The organism is Paenibacillus sp. FSL R10-2782 (genome assembly GCF_038592985.1).
GTDB lineage: Bacteria > Bacillota > Bacilli > Paenibacillales > Paenibacillaceae > Paenibacillus > Paenibacillus terrae_C.
In genome coordinates this window covers 5,279,244-5,296,337 of record NZ_CP151951.1, presented here as the reverse complement: position 1 = coordinate 5,296,337, position 17,094 = coordinate 5,279,244, and the positions used below count along the sequence as shown (strand labels likewise).

Genomic DNA, 17,094 nt, shown 5'->3' with positions numbered 1-17,094 from the left:
TTTGTCGTGCAGGGACCAGAATATACACTAAAAGCCTACCTGCCGATCATCTGGCAGATAGACTTTTGCACAATAAAACGATATGCTTCATGCTTTTGGATTTCAGTGCCTTTGCGCCTGAGTTGGATAGGAATTAGCGTTCCCATGCTTCTGTGCGAAGCTGCTGCTGGCGGGTAAATAATGCCGGATAAATAAACAGGCTGAGCAGTACGCTGGTCAAAATCGCAGAGGTCATAGTGGTAAATACGATTAGTAGCTGCAAACGAACGGCGGCAATGGGATTGGCACCTGCTATGATTTGCCCAGTCATCATGCCGGGAAGCTGGACCAGCCCGAGTGTCTTCTGTCCCTCGATGGTTGGAATCATACTGGAGCGTATGCAATCCTTGAATATCGGGAAAATAGCTTGTCTCGGCGTGCCGCCTAGTGCCAGAATGAGCATAATTTCAGGCTTGCGCAGCAGCACCTCCGACTTGAGCCGGGATACCAGCAGGCTGGACAGAATCATGGAGCTGCCAATGATCATGCCGCTAATAGGGATCATATACCGGGCTGTCGCCGGGATGATATGCAGGCTAATCAGGAATGCCTGTGTAACGATTTCCACACACAGCAGCGTCAGGAATGATTTCCACATCAGGCCGGGAATGAATCGTCCTTTGCGCGCGACATTTTGGGAGGCTACGGTGATCATAAGCAGAATGAATAATATGATAAATCCGTAGCTTTGCATCCCGAAAATCAAATGTAATACATAACCGATAGCCAGCAGTTGGACCGATGCCCTGATCGTGGCGATAATAATATCTCGATCCAGACCGAGCTTGAAGGATTTGGATATGACGATGGCGATGAACACAAAGCCGAGGGAAAGAATCAGGGCAACAATCGTCATACCCATTCTCCTGCTATGAACCTGCGGGTTTCATTATGCTGTGGCGCATGGAAAAAAGTCTCGGTATCTGCCTGCTCCACCAATCTTCCGTCGATCATCAGCCATGTTTCATGGCCCACTCTGCGGGCTTGTTCCATATGATGCGTAATCCAGATCATCGTCGTTCCCTCTTGTTTGTTCATTTGAAGCAGTAGCTCCTCTACCTCTTTGACCGAGGCCGGGTCCAGTGCGGAAGTAATCTCGTCCAGCAGTAAAATATCCGGGCGGTTCGCGAGCGTTCGCGCCAAGGCCAAGCGCTGTCTTTGACCACCGGACAGCTCCTGCGCCTTTTGCTCCAGCAGATCACGGGAGAGTCCTACGCGCTCTAACAGGCCGGGGGGATCATGCAGTACCGTGCCGTGCAATCGTTCTACAGTCTGGAGATTGTACAGAACGGTTCCTTGCAGCATGGGGGCATCTTGAAAAACCAGTGCGACCCTCCGTCTCAACTCAGGGATTTCCCACTCAGAAATAGGCTTGCCGAATACGCTGATTTCTCCTTCATCCGGCGTCAGTAGAAGATTACACAGTGAAAGCAGCGTGCTTTTGCCAGACCCGGATGGGCCGACCAGCGTGGTGATTTTGCCGGGAGAGACTTTTGCCGTAATTCCGTTGAGGACAGCACGCTGCTGTTCAGACCCGGTGAAGTATTTGGTGATGTGCTTAAATTCAATGGCTGGAAGTGGTATGGAATCCATAGATATAGTGTTCTCCTTTGCATGGGATCGAAAAAGTGGTCAGACCTGCCCTATGATCCTGTTTCGTTCATTATATCAGTAGAAGCTGATATGCTTTCAAACCATAGCTTCTTTGTATAAACTAACAGGATTAGCTAAAATAGAAATCAGACTCATTTTGTATTTTTATACGTCAGCATTTTGCATCATTCGATTCCCGACGCTTTATGCAAAATGCTCACGTAAATGCCTTACATAGAAATTAGAAATTCGATTAAAGGAGAAATGCTGATGTCACCCAGAAACGGAATGAAGCTGCAAGAGATTATACAGGCTGCTGAGGACATTGCCAATGAACGGGGGATGGGCGATGTTACGCTCACCACGCTGGCGCAGAAGCTGCGCATTCGCCCTCCGTCCTTGTATAACCACGTGGACGGGTTGAACGGACTGCGCCAAGTGCTGGCTCTGCACAGCCTGCGACAGTTGGAGGAAGCTTTGATGAGCGCGGCGGTTGGAAGAGCGGGTGACGATGCAATGACAGCTATGGGGAGAGCCTATATGCGATATGCCCGCGAGCGACCTGGTTTGTATGAAGCGATGCTGTATGCAACTGATCGAAGTAATATCGAAATGAGGCAGGCTGCGGATCGTGTGGCGGAGCTTGTTATTTCTGTTCTTTCCAGCGGTTACGGATTTAAGGAAGAGGATTGTGTTCATGCGGCGAGGGGGTTTCGCAGTCTGCTTCATGGTTTTGCCTCGCTCGAACAGAAGGGCGGCTTTGGTTTACCCGTAGAAGTGGATCGGAGTATTGAAGTCATGATGAACACTTTTTTGGCAGGTTTGCGTGTGCAGCAGAAATGAGTATAACATGAGGTTCAAACTCTGTGAGGTTTCCTGTTAATGGCTTCTATAAAATAAAATGTATAATTATCTGTTCTGTGTGGCTAAAAATTGTTATACTCAAAAAATACTGTTAAACGGCCGAATATGGAACCGGTTCTACAGCGGGAATGAATCAAGGGATATTGGGGGATTGTGGATGCAACAGCTTTTACAGGATGTGATCGGTGTAATTAACGACTTTTTCTGGTCCAAGTTGTTAATTGTCATGCTGATCGCATTGGGACTATTTTTTACGTTCCGCACTAAGGGTCTGCAAGTACGAATGATCGGAGATATGTTCCGCGTTCTGAAAGAGTCGAAGCGCGGCTCCAGGGACAGCATTTCGCCTTTTCAGGCATTTTGCATCAGCATGGCGGCACGCGTGGGTACGGGGAACATTACTGGGATTGCTCTTGCTATTGCGCTGGGCGGCCCAGGTGCAGTGTTCTGGATGTGGATCATTGCGATCATCGGCTCAGCCTCCAGCTTCGTCGAAAGTACGTTAGCTCAGGTATATAAAGTGAAGGACAAAGACGGATTCCGTGGCGGTCCGGCGTATTACATGGAGATCGGATTGAAAAAGCGGTGGATGGGTATTGTTTTTGCGATACTGATTACACTGAGCTTTGGTTTGGTCTTTAACGCGGTGCAGTCCAATACGATTACGCTGGCTTTCGAAAATGCCTTCGGCACGAATCGGTTAGTGGTAGGTCTGCTGATGGCGGCTGTGTTTGCGGTCATTATTTTTGGAGGGATCAAGCGGATTGCCAAAATGTCCGAGTATATCGTCATCGTACTGGCGGCGCTGTATATCGGAATTGCGCTGTTTATTGTGATCATTAATATTCAGCAATTGCCGCAGGTGCTGTCCCTGATCGTACGCAGTGCGTTCGGTTTCGAGCAGGTTGCGGGCGGCTCCATCGGGGCAGCCTTGATGCACGGCATCAAGCGTGGTTTATTTTCCAATGAAGCAGGAATGGGGAGTGCACCGAATGCAGCAGCTACCGCAGACACGAGCCATCCGGTCAAGCAAGGCTTGATTCAGGCTTTTGGAGTGTTAACGGATACGCTTATTATTTGTACAAGCACGGCAATGATTATTTTGTTATCCGGGGCGTATACGAAGCCGGGGCTTAGCGGGATTGAGCTGACCCAGGCGGCTCTGAGTGTGCACATCGGCCCGTGGGCGTCCGGTTTCCTTGCCATTATGGTATTCTTGTTCGCCTTTAGCACATTAATCGGTAACTACTATTACGGCGAAACGAACATCGAGTTTATGAAATCGAAGAAAATCTGGGTATGGCTTTATCGGGTTGCCGTGATTGGTATGGTGATTTTCGGAGCAGTGGCCAAGGTGCAGCTGGTGTGGGATATGGCTGATTTATTTATGGGCATGATGGTTGTCGTCAATCTGATTGCTATTGCCCTTTTATCCCGAGTCGCTTTTGCAGCCTTAAAGGATTATTCACGGCAGAAAAAGGCGGGTCAGGACCCTGTGTTCTATAAAGACAGCATTCCGGGGCTGGAGCAAGTGGAGTGCTGGGGACGGGAAGGGAAGCTTTAAGGCAGCGCTTGATCACAAACTACGGGCGATGATCCTTCCGCTAGTACCATTTCCCGTGAGGATGTAGCTGCAGTGGTAGTAGCAGTACTGGATGAACGGCAGACGTATCATCGTGCGATTAATTTGGCGTCAGGCAGCACGCCCATTGCTGAGGCAATCCAGCAGGGGTGATGGATTTAGAAGCATTCACATCATAGTAGGGAGAGGCAGACCAGGGATGTTATTCTGAGGTCTGCCTTTTTGATGCGGAATATCTGCGAAAAGATTTGATTTAAACTAATTATATTAGTTATAATACTAACATAATTAGTTTAAATCAAGATGAGGAGATGAGATGGATGCGTGTTGTTCAGGTGCAGCATATAGTTCAATTGACGTTTCTGCCGAGACTGTTCCCGGTGAACTGCTATTTGGTGCAGGAAAAGGAGGGACTGACATTAATAGATGCCGGACTTCCTTATAGTGCAGATGGGATCGAAAAGGCTGCTGCGCGGATGGGGCAGCCAATCCTGCGAATTGTACTTACTCATGCCCATGAGGATCATGTAGGTGCACTGGATAAGTTGAAGGAGCGGCATCCTGATGTGCAAGTATTCATTTCCAGACGGGATGGGCGGCTGTTAAAGGGCGATGTATCGCTGGATGCGGGTGAACCGAATACTCCAATTCGGGGCAGTGTACCCAAAAACATCCGTACACAGCCTGACGTTCTGCTGCAAGAAGGGGACCATGTGGGTTCGTTGCTGGCGGTCAGCGCACCGGGACATACGCCAGGCTCGATGGCATTTCTGGACACTCGTACCCGCGCATTGATTGCAGGCGATGCCTTCCAGGTCCGAGGCGGCGTTGCGGTGTCAGGGAGGCTCAAGCCGCTGTTTCCATTTCCCGCTCTGGCCACCTGGAACAGGGGAATTTCACTGGAAAGCGCCAAAAAGCTGGCGCGATTCAAGCCATCTCTGTTGGCTGTCGGACATGGCAACCTGCTTGAACATCCACAGGACTCAATCGAACGGGCAATTCAGGAGATGGAGGGACAATTTGTGAAGTAATGATTCTGTATTCAGCCAACTTTCAGCCAGAACTCACGATGCCCTCAGCTATGACAGATACAATATGAGGAAAATAGATACAGAGAGAGGTGCATCGGATTTGAACGTGTGGAAAGGGAACCGCCTGAAGTATATACTTCTATTCAGTCTCATATTGTGTGCTGTGGTTAGTGTGGTTTCGTTATGGAGTTATTCTGGCAGCTCGGCATCCCAGTCTGCGGCTATTAGACAGGGCCCGTCCGGCGGATTTGGAGGAGGAGGCGGACCCGGTAGAGGCATGGGAGCGTCGGGGCAACGTCCCTCGAACGGACAGACCGCTGGAAATCGTGGAGCAGGAAATGTAGGGCAGGATACTCGCTCCAATTCGACATCGACGGATACCATGAACAGCTCTAACGGTAAGAGTCAAGGTACGACAGGCCAATCTGCCGATTCATTCACCCAAGGTACATCGACATCGGGCGATCAAGGTACTACGACCGGGAATGACACGTCTACCTCCGGAGGCAACGGTGCTGTCAGAGACGGACAACAGCGAGGTCCGGGCGGTATGTCCGGTAACGGTGGCCCCGGGATGGGCAAGGGCGGACCCGGTAGTGGTATGGGCGGTGGAAGAAGCGGACAGTCTTCATCTGCCTATGCAACTCCGCTTGCGATCTTTGCCGCTTTGTTCTTCGGTACGTTTGTATTCATTGTGTATCGTTTTCGGGCCAGTGTATGGAAGATTGGGGAACGTAACCGGGGTTTGATGTTATGGACCGTGCTTGGTGCGGGCTTCTTTTTAAGAATGGCGATAGCGCCGTGGATATCGGGGCACATGGATTTAATGCTATTCCGGAACTGGGCTACAACAGCAGCGGATAGCTTAACGGGATTTTACATGAACGGATCAAGTGACTATCCGCCGTTCTATATTTATATTTTATATGTGATCGGTAAAATCGGCTCTACGGACGCTTTCAGTCCCTATATGTCCGTGCTGCTACGGCTTCCGAATATATTAGCCGATATCGCGACAGCGTACATGCTGTATCGGTTGGCGAGCAAAAGGGTTGGCTTTGGAATCAGCATCGGGCTGGCATTGTTCTATGTATTTAACCCGGCGGTGTTTATCAATTCGACCTTCTGGGGACAAGTAGATTCATTCTTTACATTGCTGATTGTGGGTATGGTTGTGTTGTTGGTGGAAAACAGAGTAGGCTGGTCCACTGTATTGTTTACGATAGCGGTGTTGATGAAGCCACAGGGGATTATTTATGGCCCGATTCTGTTTTTCGAGCTGCTGAGACAACGTAAAATACAACCTTGGTTGCTGGCTGTAGGTGCAGCGGTTGTGACGACAATTCTGGTCGTGCTGCCATTTTCATGGGGGCAGGAGCCATTATGGCTGCTTGATTTATACAAAGGAACGGTTGGTGAGTATCCGTATGCTTCTGTGAACGCATATAATTTCTTCGCACTGATCGGTGGCAACTACACGCAGGACACAACGACGTTGTTCCTGTTCAGCTACCACACATGGGGCATGATCGGCATTGTGCTGGTGACTTTGTTTACGTGGTGGATGTATGCACGCAGTGGCAAACCAGAGTTTGTGGCCGTGGCTGCACTGGTGCAGATTGCGGGTGTGTTCACCTTCGCTTCCAGCATGCATGAACGGTATCTGTTCCCGGCCGCGGCGTTGGCAGTGCTGGCGTATCTGTATTTGCGGGACCGGAGATTTTTATGGCTTGCGGGTGGATTCAGTCTCACGATTTTCCTGAACACCTTCGATATTTTCTATAGCTCGAACTCTCGGGACAGCTATGGAGTTATTCTATGTGTGACCTCGTTGTTGAACGTGCTGCTGTTTGGGTATCTGGTCAAAGTGGTATGGGATTGCTCCAAGTCCGCCACGATTCAGGCCAAGTCCGCCGAGGACAGGGTTGCGCCGGAGCTTGCTTCCGGGAAGCACGTATGGGGAGCGTCTCCCCAAGGTGTGAACACAACGATTGAAAGATAGCCCATTATAAAATAGGGTAAAAAAGAAACCGCCCTTTGGCGAAATGGAAGTGGCAGGTATAACAGCCATAAACCATTAAGCCAAAGAAGCGGTTTTTTTCATGACATCAATACACGTTTATTTATACCCCGGAATACGACATAAAGCCGCCGTCTACCGGGATTACTGTCCCTGTAACAAAGCCGGATGTTTGTTCATCCACGAGCCATAATAGAGTGCCAAGCAGATCGTCCGGTACGCCGAAGCGGCGCATGGGGGTGTGAGCGATGATTTTATCCGCACGTTCAGTGAGGGAGCCGTCCTCGCGGGTTAGCAGACTGCGGTTTTGCTCTGTGAGAAAAAAGCCCGGTGCTATAGCGTTGACGCGAATACCCGCTTCAGCCAGATGGACAGCCAGCCATTGTGTGAAGTTGTTAATGGCAGCCTTGGCTGCGCTGTAAGCCGGAACTTTGGTCATCGGGCTAGGAGCGCTCATAGAGGAAATGTTCAGCACGACTGCCCCTGAACGTCCTGTCATGCCCTGTGCGAATATTTGTGTCGGAATGAGCGTTCCGATAAAATTGACGTCCAGCACCTGGCGAAAACCGGGTATGCTCAGTTCAAAGAAGGTGGTGATATCCGGCTGCGTCAGATCCTCCAGCCGGAAGGTTTCGCGGGTTGTATTGGCGCTCGCGTGATTCCCTCCGGCTCCGTTGATCAGAATATCACAAGCGCCGAATTGCTCGCGTACCGCCTGTTCGGCCCGCCGAACGCTGTCAGCTTCGGTGACGTCACAGGCCACAGCCATCGCTTCTCCGCCTGCGGCCTGAATATCATGGACTACATGCAGGCCCTTTTCTTCCGTTCGGTTCAGAATAGCGACCTTCACGCCTTGCCTTGCCAGCTCGCGTGCCATCGCGCTGCATAGCACTCCGGCACCGCCTGTAACTACTGCTGTTTTGCCTGCCAGTGAAGGGTGTAGAGAAAGTGTGCTCATAGGGTCGACTCCTTCGTATGGACGGATCCGGTCAGCGTGGTTTCTGTCTTGGAAACAGGGGAAATGTGTCGGACCTGGTTACATGCCAGTGCATCCCACAATCCCCACAGATACATAATCCCAAGTGCGCGGTCATACAGTCCATATCCGGGTCTGCATTGCTCTCCCCACAAGTGGCGACCGTGATCCGGTCTGGCGTAGCCCGTAAAGCCAACATCGTGATACGCCTGGACAATGCCCGCAATATTGACGGTTCCATCCTGAGTTCGGTGAGATGTTTCGATAAAATCTCCGTTAGCGGATACACGCACATTGCGAATATGGGCAAACGGAATACGATCCTTGAACTCATAAATCATAGAAGCGATTTCATTATTGGGGTTGGCTCCCAGCGAGCCAGAGCATAGGGTAATCGCGTTCGCGGGACTGTCGTACAGCGCCAGCAGCCTGCGCAAATGAGCCTGGCTTGTGATGATACGTGGCAGTCCAAAAACAGACCATGGCGGATCATCGGGGTGAATAGCCATCCGAATGCCGCTGCGTTCGGCAGCGGGAATAACGGCCTCCAGAAAGTAGGCGAGATTCGTCCACAGGTCTTCCTCCGTGACGTGGGTGTACGCTTCAAACAAAGCCGTCAGATGCTCCAGCCGCTCCGGTTCCCAGCCGGGCATGGTTAACGAGCTATTTTCGTTAATTCGGCGTACCAGTTCGAACGGATTAATCCCTTCAATTCGTGACTTTTCAAAAAAAAGGGCCGTGGAGCCGTCCTCCAGTTCCTTGTGCAAATCGGTTCGCAGCCAGTCAAAAATGGGCATAAAATTATAGCAAACGACCTTTACGCCGTTGTGTCCGAGCTTTTCCAATGTACGTATGTAGTTATGGATATACTGATCGCGCGTCGATCGTCCGAGCTTGATATCCTCATGCACATTCACACTTTCAACGACCTCATTGTGAAATCCCGCCTGTACAACCTGCTTTCGAAATGCCACAATACGTTCCAAAGGCCATTCTTCTCCGGCTGGTATATCGTGTAGCGCCCACACGATCCCTTCTACCCCCGGAATTTGTCGAATTTGTTCCAGCGTTACCGTATCGTTTCCTTCACCAAACCAACGAAATACCATGCGCATGCTTTGCACCGCTCCATTCGTCATATAATAGGTGTAACAGCAATTTCCATTTCCCGATGTTTCCACATTACCATATTGCTAGATATAATTGGAATAGTTAACCAAAATAAAATAGCGCTCAAACCAAAAGGAGGAAGTAGGTTATGAAACTGCATCGAGCCATTGTAGTAGATGATGAAATATTCACTCGTAAAGGACTGCTTCAACTCATGGATTGGGAAGCCTGCGGCTTTGAGGTCGTTGGGGAGGCGGATAACGGTGAGGATGCACTTGAACTGATCGGCAGCGTTCATCCTGATCTGGTCATCACCGATATTCGTATGCCTGTGCTGGACGGATTGGAGCTGATTCGTTGTGTAATCGGACGGTGGACGGATCATCCTGCGTTTATTATCTTGAGCGGCTACAGCGATTTTGCTTACGCACAGCAGGCACTTCGCCACGGGGTTCACGATTTTATGCTCAAGCCGATTGATGAGAAGGACTTTTCGGCTACACTGCGCAGGCTGAGTAAAAGGCTGTATCATGAGCAGCAGAATGCACAGCTCTATCAGAGTCGCCGTACAGGTGAACTGTTGGAGACACTGACGATGAATGGGGAAGATGACGTCGTGGTGCCGGCTTGGGAACAGCAGCTACGTCTTGGAGAAGCTGCCCATATGTACTATGTGCTCGTCGAGTTGAATGATCAGCATCCCTGGCGTCCCGATGGCAACGCTGTTCCGCTGTCTCTTTTCCAATTCAGAGAGCTTGTAGAGCAGGCACTTTATCGTTTGATGGATGGTAAGTATCCTCTCTATGTCCATGAGCACCGTAACCGGATTGGCATCATAGTGCCGGACTTCTTTTTGAAGAGCTTTGAATGCAGGGCAGACGCTTTTGTGAAAGCGCTACAACGAGAATTGGAGGAGATGGAGTTACTGAAAAATCAGATGGGTAACCGGGTCTTTATATACATGGGGAGCCCTGTTCAACGATTGCAAGATATCCATAGATCCTATGAACGTGCCAAGGAAGCGGCGCTCCATAAATACATTCATGACCGCAGCGGCATTGTCTTGTATCAGGAGGAGGAAATACCAACGCTCCAATACAGGACGATCCATCAGGATGTACTGGATTGCTTGACGGAGCAGATAGAGGAAATACGGTTGGAGGAGCTATATTCGACCATAGATCATCTGTTTTGCATCTTTCGTGAGCAACATTACGCCCCAGAGGCTGTAAAAATGAACTTGCATCAATGCGTAATCAGCATCGTGCGGGTCATTCAAAATATGCAGGGTGATGAACGCTCGCTTCAGTCACTAGAGCCTATGATGGGCTGGCAGGATATGAACCTGTCATTGGGTGAATTACAGCGGCTATTTACAGCTTTTGCCGAGGAAAGCAGCCGAATGATTGGAGTGTTGCGCAAGGAGCGTCAACAGGGAGGAATTCAGCACATCCGCACCTACATTGAGCAGCATGCGGCAGAGAACATTAACCTGAAAAGTATAGCAGCCCGCTTTTACATAAATCCGGTCTATCTGGGCCAATTGTTCAGAAAAACGTACGGGGTGTACTTTAACGAATTCCTGCTGCAATTACGGGTTCAGGAGGCTAAACGGTTGCTTCGTCAGACCGATTTGCGCATTTATGAAATTGCCGAGCGTGTGGGCTTTGGCAGCCCGGATTATTTTGTCACCCAATTTGAGAAATTGGTGCAGGCCAAGCCAAGCGAATACCGCAGTAGCCTAAATACCCGTGTGGAGCCGCAAAGGGACAGCGAATGAGGATGCTGCGCTCAACCCTTGACCATGTCCGCCTGCGGGATAAAATGCTGCTGCTGTATTTTCTCTGTGTATTTGCGCCAGTGGTGCTGACCAATCTGATTTTTTACCACGTCACCTCGCAAAATGTGAAGGAACAGCGTATGCAGGATATTTCCCGTGCGCTGGAGCAGATCAAAATTGAGTTTTACCGTGAGTTTGAAGATGCGATGGAAATCTCGTCTATCTTTTATACCGATCATCAGCTAAACGAACTATTGGAGCAAACATACCCCCATCCCGCTGAATATATTGCCGCCTATGATTCTTATTTACGTCGTATGTTAAACAATACTTACAGTCCTGTATACCATTCTGTGGATGGAATGACGATCTACACAGATAATCCGACTCTACTGAATTCCGGGGGGATCAGCTATATAGATGAGCGGGTTAAAAGCTTGTCCTGGTATAGCAAAATCCCGCCCGGACGGCAGTCCAAGCCTATATTTGTACGTACTGACGACGGTACGGGCGAGCAGCAGTATCCCTTTAGCCTGATTCGGCGGATGAACTATTTTTATTCCCAAAATGGCCGCGAGAAAATACTGAAAATAGAGCTGCGAATGTCGTCCATTCAAGAGATTTTCCATAATCTGAATTTGCGGGGCAGTCTCTTTCTACTCAACGAACGGGGAGAAATCGAATATACGACGGATCCCAAGATTGATATCAATCATAAGGTCGTGTCCTATAATACCCTCCAACAGCCCAAGGACACTATAGAGTTCAAGACAAGTTATGTGCTAACGAGTAATCTCAATGACTGGAGCATTGTGGCTGCGGTATCGGGCGATGAAGTACTGTATGAAATGGAGGAATCCCGCAATTTTGTCCTGCTGTTAATCTGCATGAATATGCTGCTGCCTACTTTGATCATCATCTGGATTACACGTTCGCTGAACGTGCGCATTCATCGTATTCTGAAGCATATGAAAAAGGTGAAAAATCAGCATTTTGAACTGATTCCCGGTACAGAATCGCGAGATGAAATCGGGCAGCTAACAGGTGAATTTAATCGAATGATGCTCAAAATAAAGCGATTAATTAATGATGTCTATGTGGCGGATATTCAGCGAAAAAATTTGGAGATTCTGCGCAGGCATGCCCAGCTTAATGCACTTCACAGCCAGATCAACCCACATTTTCTGTTCAATGCACTGGAGACCATTCGCATGCGAAGCCTGATGAAGCATGAGGACGAGACAGCCCGCATTATTCATAATATGGCACGAATTTTTCGCAATTCGTTGGTGTGGAACAAGGATAGGGTTACGTTGCGTGAGGAGCTGGAGCTGATCCGTTGTTTTCTGGAAATCCAGCAATACCGCTTTGGGGAGCGGATACAATACGAAGTGCAGGCACGACCCGAGGACCTGGACTATCTGCTTCCCAAAATGGTTGTGCTTACGCTGGTTGAAAATGCAAGCATCCATGGCATTGAGCCGCTGAAGCATGGGGGACGCATCCAGATTCATTTTGAGTGTCGGGAGGAGAGGCTGATGCTAACGGTTCGAGATGATGGAGTCGGCATGTCTCTGGAACAGGTACAGCGGCTGTACAGTTACATGCAAAGACAGGAGGAAATGGGCGAGCGTATCGGTCTGCAAAATGTCATCTATCGTCTGAAGCTTTACTACGGAAGCCACTTTGAGCTTAATATTCGCAGCGTACCCGGCGAGGGAACAGAGATTCGTATTTTAATTCCGGCGGATCGGGAGTCTTTTATTTCTTCCGCCCAATGATATCCATATGGTATAAATTACCTAACAATAGAACGGCTTAGGCGCGGTCGGCTTAATCGTCACGATTGTCATTGCATTAAAAATGGGCGCTGCTGCTGGATCGGCGTCTATTTTACGTTGTTAGGCCTGCCTCCTATAGTTTTCTAAGTAACACCTTTAGATTGGTGGGTGAACGAGATTCACGGCATTTCATAAAATGAAAGTGCTTACAATTAGAGTGCGCGGGGTTCCAGTGCTTGAGGCATGTCCGTACGATGTTCACACACAACCGACAAAGAGGCCGAAAGGGGATTATCTGGTATGGCGAGTAAAAGATTCGGAACAATGAGTCTGGTATTTATCATGATGGTATCTATGATCACTGCCTGCTCAGGAAGTGCGGGCAAGGAGCCAGCGCCAAGAGATAGCAAGGAGAAGGTCACATTCACGTATTTTAATGCCACTGCGAGGAGGGACATCAATACCAATGAAACGCGGATCGGCAAAATTCTGGAGGATCAGACAGGAGTAAACTGGAAGCTGGAGCATTTGGTGGGAGATTCCAATACGAAGGTCGGTACGTTCATTGCCAGTAACGATTACCCGGACGTGATTGTACCGGATGGCACAATCGATAAGCTGCTGGATGCCGGAGCCTTTATTCCGCTAAATGATTTGATTGATAAATATGGTCCGAATATTAAACGTGTATACGGACCGTATTACAACCTGATGAAGGCACAGGATGGAAATATCTATTTCCTTCCACTCAGTGCGGTGGTAGGTGACTATTTGCCCGCGCCTAACGTGGAGCAGGGAGCTTTTTGGATACAGCGCAGGGTGCTGAAGGAGGCGGGATATCCAAAAATAAAAACGCTCGACGAGTATTTGACCCTGATTCGCAACTATGCGAAAAAGCATGCAGACGAGGGCTTGACCGGTTACTTGGCGTTAACCACACAGGATAGATTTTATGCTCTTACGAACGCGCCGATGCATCTGGCAGGGTATCCGAATGATGGCGGCACGATAATTGATATGAAATCGCATCAGGCCACGGATTATGGGGATGAGGAAATCACGAAGCGGTATCTCAAAGAGCTGAATCAGCTCAATGCAGAGGGCCTGTTCGACAAAGCATCCTTTGTGGATAATTACGATCAATATTTGGGGAAGCTGACCTCGGGCAAGGTGTTGGGCTTCTTCGACTACCGGTGGCAGGCGGAGCAGGCTCTAAATAACCTGCAGGAGGCTTCCAAGCAATCGGGCAATGATGATATGGAATATATAGGACTACCCGTTGTATACGACCAGAATATAAAGGATCAGTACATTGATCCGTCGTCATTCGTTAATAACCGAGGCATTGGAATTACGGTCAGTGCCAAGGACCCGGTACGTATCATCAAGTTTTTTGACAACCTGCTGACCGATGAAAACCAGGTGTTATCCAACTGGGGGATCAAGGGCGAAACCTATGATATAGATAAAAAGGGACGCTTTTACCGGACCAAGGAGCAAATTAAGCAGACGGGTCAGGATGCGTTCCGCGAATCATTCGGATTCAAATATTTTGAATACAGTTGGCCGCGATACGGTAGTGGTTCTACCCTGCCTGACGGCAACTCGGTTGGCCCCGGACGGCAGCCTGAGGTTGCGCGTATGTCCTACACCGAGGGGGATAAAAAGCTACTAAAAGCGTATGGTGTTGAGTCCTTCTCGCAAATGTTTTCCGCACCAGACGAGCGTCCATGGTACCCGGCTTGGAGCATCCCGATTGTCCAAGGCTCACCAGCGCAGCTCTTCCAGCAAAAGAAGGGCGACCTGCAGCGCAAATATTTCCCGCGTTTGGTGCTGTCTGCACCGGGGCAGTTTGACGCGATTTGGAATGAATATACCACCGAATTTAACAAGCTTGATGTAAAGGCGTTTGAGGAGCTGATCACGAAGGAGGTTGCCAAAAAAATCGAAAATCCCGGTAAAAAATAAAGGAGGAAGCAGCTATGGGCCACACGTCACCGCCACCTGTCACGACTTCCTCGGGCAATTTGCCGTCCTCACGGCAAGCCGGCTTTAGGGGGGTTATACACAGGCTGAACCAGCAGCGGGCACTGGTATGGATGTCCATCCCTTTTTTAATCTGGTTGTTCATTTTCAAGTATTTACCTATCTGGGGTTGGACAATTGCTTTCCAGGATTTTAAGCCTGCCCGTAAGCTGCTCGATCAGCAATGGGTCGGGTTGAAGCATTTCCGTTTTCTGTTTCAGGATGAGCACTTTCTGCGGGTGATGCGCAATACGCTGGCGATGAGCTTCATTAATCTGGTGCTGGGATTTGTAACCGCTATCACCTTGGCAATATTGCTGAATGAGCTTCGTCAGATCGTATTCAAGCGAGTGGTGCAGACGATCAGCTATTTGCCGCATTTTATTTCGTGGGTGGTTGCGGCGAGCATTATCAGTACGGTGCTGTCTGCGGATGGCGGCATTGTCAATGAGGTGCTGATGTGGCTGGGGCTGATCAAGGAGCCTATCCTGTGGCTGGGCGAGGGAAGCTATTTCTGGGGCATTCTCGGTGCATCGGAAGTATGGAAAAATGTCGGCTGGAATACCATCATTTATTTGGCAGCGATGACGATGGTTGATCCGTCACAGTATGAGGCGGCTGAGATGGATGGAGCCGGGCGTTTCCAGCGGATTTGGCACGTGACCTTGCCAGGATTAAAGCCTGTGTTCATCATCCTCCTGATTATGAATATCGGCAATCTGCTGGAGTCGGGCTTTGAGCCGCAATATTTATTGGGTAACGGCATGAACGTGGATTACTCGGAAAATCTGGATATTTTTGTACTGAAATATGGTATTCAGATGGGCAACTTCTCCCTTTCGATTGCTGCCGGGATGTTTAAAACAGTAGTCAGCTTTATTTTACTATTTAGCGCTAATCATATTGCGAAGCGGTTAGGGGAGGAGAGGTTGTTCTGAGAAAAGAGTGAGTTATGGGGAGGGTGTATCGTCGCTTCGCGTGCAGATTGTTCTTCCGATCGCTGCCGCTTCTTCAGAACAATTCTGCCCGCTCTGCTGCTACCCGCCATAAAGTCACTTTTTTTAAGAACTGAGGGTGGCGATAACAGAAGGTGCATGTTCATGCATACTACAGGTGCAGGTCAGTGGATTTTTAACAGGCCGCTTCGCGGACCTTACCAAGGCCTTATGGACGAACTGAATTACAACTTCTAATAGAGATAATAATCCGCAATAATCCACTCAAATTGCCACACATGTAACCACTCATATAACCGTTCCAAATAACAGTACCAACAGCTCCAATAACAATTAATCGAACTAGAGTACTTAAGCTATTTTTTAGAAAGGAGAGGGAGTTATGGGCAAAGAAAAAGCGTTGCACGGGCGGTTTCGGGCGCCCTCGGATCGGATTTTTGATGCATGTAATATTGTATTTATGCTGTGCCTGATGGTGTTCACGCTGTATCCGTTTTTGAATACGCTGGCGGTTTCGCTAAATGAAGCGAATGATTCGATTCGGGGTGGTATTTATTTGTGGCCGCGTAAATTTACGTGGAGTAGTTACGAATTTGTATTCAAGGAAGCGACGATTTTTCATGCCACGTTGATTTCTGTGCTGCGTACGATTGTGGGCACGGTGACCTCGGTGTTTTGTTGTGCGATGGTGGCGTATACGATCAGCCGGCCGGAGTATGTGCTGCGCAAATTTGTCTCGATTGCTTTTATTTTGACGATGTATTTTAACGGTGGATTGATTCCAAATTTTCTGCTGATTCGTGAGTTGGGGATGCTCGGAACCTTTTGGGTGTATGTGGTACCGGGGTTGATTGGGGTGTTCAATGTGATTGTGATCCGCTCCTTTATTGAAGGCTTGCCAGAAGGGATTTTGGAGTCGGCGCGTATAGATGGTGCGGGGGAATTTACGACTTTTATGCGTATCGTTTTGCCGCTGTGTGTCCCGGTGCTGGCAACGGTGTCGCTGTTCACGGCGGTGGCGCAATGGAACTCCTGGTTCGATGTATTTTTGTACAATTCGTCGTATGAGCAGTGGAGCACCCTCCAGTATGAACTGATGAAAATATTGCAAAATTCCAACACGTCCGTGAATACTCAGGATTATGCCAGCCAATTCGCAGGCTCGGAAAATCTGGCGAAGTCGGTCACTCCTACTTCGATTCGTGCCACGATGACGATTGTGGCGTCTGTGCCTATTATTTTGGTTTACCCTTTTTTACAAAAATATTTTGTGAAGGGTATGACTCTGGGCGGTGTCAAGGGATAAGCAAGAACCGGAAATGTGTGAAACTCACTTT

The 17,094-nt window shown here is 49.1% G+C and carries 13 protein-coding genes; 9 read left to right on the top strand and 4 right to left on the bottom strand.

The genetic code is table 11. The features are described 5' to 3' along the window. Window positions 1-133: 133 nt before the first annotated feature. Window positions 134-895, bottom strand: coding sequence for an iron export ABC transporter permease subunit FetB (fetB, locus tag NST83_RS24150; protein ID WP_342415940.1), 762 nt, complete (start codon window positions 893-895; stop codon window positions 134-136). Further along, window positions 892-1,632 (bottom strand): phosphate ABC transporter ATP-binding protein, encoded by a 741-nt coding sequence (locus tag NST83_RS24145; protein ID WP_342415939.1) that lies wholly within the window; start codon window positions 1,630-1,632, stop codon window positions 892-894. The genes fetB and NST83_RS24145 overlap by 4 nt, the downstream gene beginning before the upstream one ends. Before the next feature lie 270 nt (window positions 1,633-1,902). On the opposite strand from NST83_RS24145, the gene NST83_RS24140 reads away from it, so the two are divergent. The 4 genes from NST83_RS24140 (at window position 1,903) to NST83_RS24125 (ending at window position 7,111) form a co-directional block, all read left to right on the top strand. Beyond that, complete coding sequence (locus tag NST83_RS24140; protein WP_137060767.1) at window positions 1,903-2,475, top strand: TetR/AcrR family transcriptional regulator; 573 nt, start codon at window positions 1,903-1,905, stop codon at window positions 2,473-2,475. Window positions 2,476-2,653: 178 nt separating this feature from the next. Beyond that, the gene (locus NST83_RS24135) at window positions 2,654-4,060 is read left to right on the top strand and encodes an alanine/glycine:cation symporter family protein (RefSeq protein ID WP_342415938.1); all 1,407 of its coding nucleotides are present in this window, start codon (window positions 2,654-2,656) and stop codon (window positions 4,058-4,060) included. A 338-nt stretch (window positions 4,061-4,398) separates the two neighbouring features. Further along, window positions 4,399-5,109 carry an MBL fold metallo-hydrolase gene (locus NST83_RS24130; RefSeq protein WP_342415937.1) on the top strand — a complete coding sequence of 237 codons (711 nt, stop codon included), beginning with the start codon at window positions 4,399-4,401 and terminating at the stop codon, window positions 5,107-5,109. Window positions 5,110-5,386: 277 nt separating this feature from the next. Next, entirely contained in the window at window positions 5,387-7,111 is a 1,725-nt protein-coding gene (locus NST83_RS24125) for a glycosyltransferase 87 family protein (RefSeq protein WP_342418035.1), read from the top strand. Between the two features lie 121 nt (window positions 7,112-7,232). Here the strand turns inward: NST83_RS24125 and NST83_RS24120 are convergent, their stop codons facing one another. Both NST83_RS24120 and uxuA read right to left on the bottom strand, forming a co-directional pair. Beyond that, the gene (locus tag NST83_RS24120) at window positions 7,233-8,087 is read right to left on the bottom strand and encodes an SDR family oxidoreductase (RefSeq protein ID WP_342415936.1); all 855 of its coding nucleotides are present in this window, start codon (window positions 8,085-8,087) and stop codon (window positions 7,233-7,235) included. Next, the gene (gene uxuA, locus NST83_RS24115) at window positions 8,084-9,220 is read right to left on the bottom strand and encodes a mannonate dehydratase (RefSeq protein ID WP_342415935.1); all 1,137 of its coding nucleotides are present in this window, start codon (window positions 9,218-9,220) and stop codon (window positions 8,084-8,086) included. The genes NST83_RS24120 and uxuA overlap by 4 nt, the downstream gene beginning before the upstream one ends. Window positions 9,221-9,363: 143 nt before the next feature. On the opposite strand from uxuA, the gene NST83_RS24110 reads away from it, so the two are divergent. From NST83_RS24110 to NST83_RS24090, 5 genes are all read left to right on the top strand, one after another. After that, on the top strand, window positions 9,364-10,995 hold the full coding sequence (locus NST83_RS24110) for a response regulator (protein ID WP_342415934.1): 1,632 nt from the start codon (window positions 9,364-9,366) through the stop codon (window positions 10,993-10,995). Next, window positions 10,992-12,776, top strand: coding sequence for a sensor histidine kinase (locus tag NST83_RS24105; protein WP_342415933.1), 1,785 nt, complete (start codon window positions 10,992-10,994; stop codon window positions 12,774-12,776). Before NST83_RS24110 ends, NST83_RS24105 begins: the two co-directional genes overlap by 4 nt. A 300-nt stretch (window positions 12,777-13,076) precedes the next feature. Continuing rightward, window positions 13,077-14,744: an ABC transporter substrate-binding protein gene (locus NST83_RS24100; protein WP_342415932.1), complete on the top strand. Its 1,668-nt coding sequence runs from the start codon at window positions 13,077-13,079 to the stop codon at window positions 14,742-14,744. 14 nt (window positions 14,745-14,758) lie between these two features. After that, complete coding sequence (locus tag NST83_RS24095; protein WP_342415931.1) at window positions 14,759-15,739, top strand: sugar ABC transporter permease; 981 nt, start codon at window positions 14,759-14,761, stop codon at window positions 15,737-15,739. A gap of 400 nt (window positions 15,740-16,139) precedes the next feature. Continuing rightward, window positions 16,140-17,063 (top strand): carbohydrate ABC transporter permease, encoded by a 924-nt coding sequence (locus tag NST83_RS24090; RefSeq protein ID WP_342415930.1) that lies wholly within the window; start codon window positions 16,140-16,142, stop codon window positions 17,061-17,063. Window positions 17,064-17,094 lie beyond the last annotated feature (31 nt).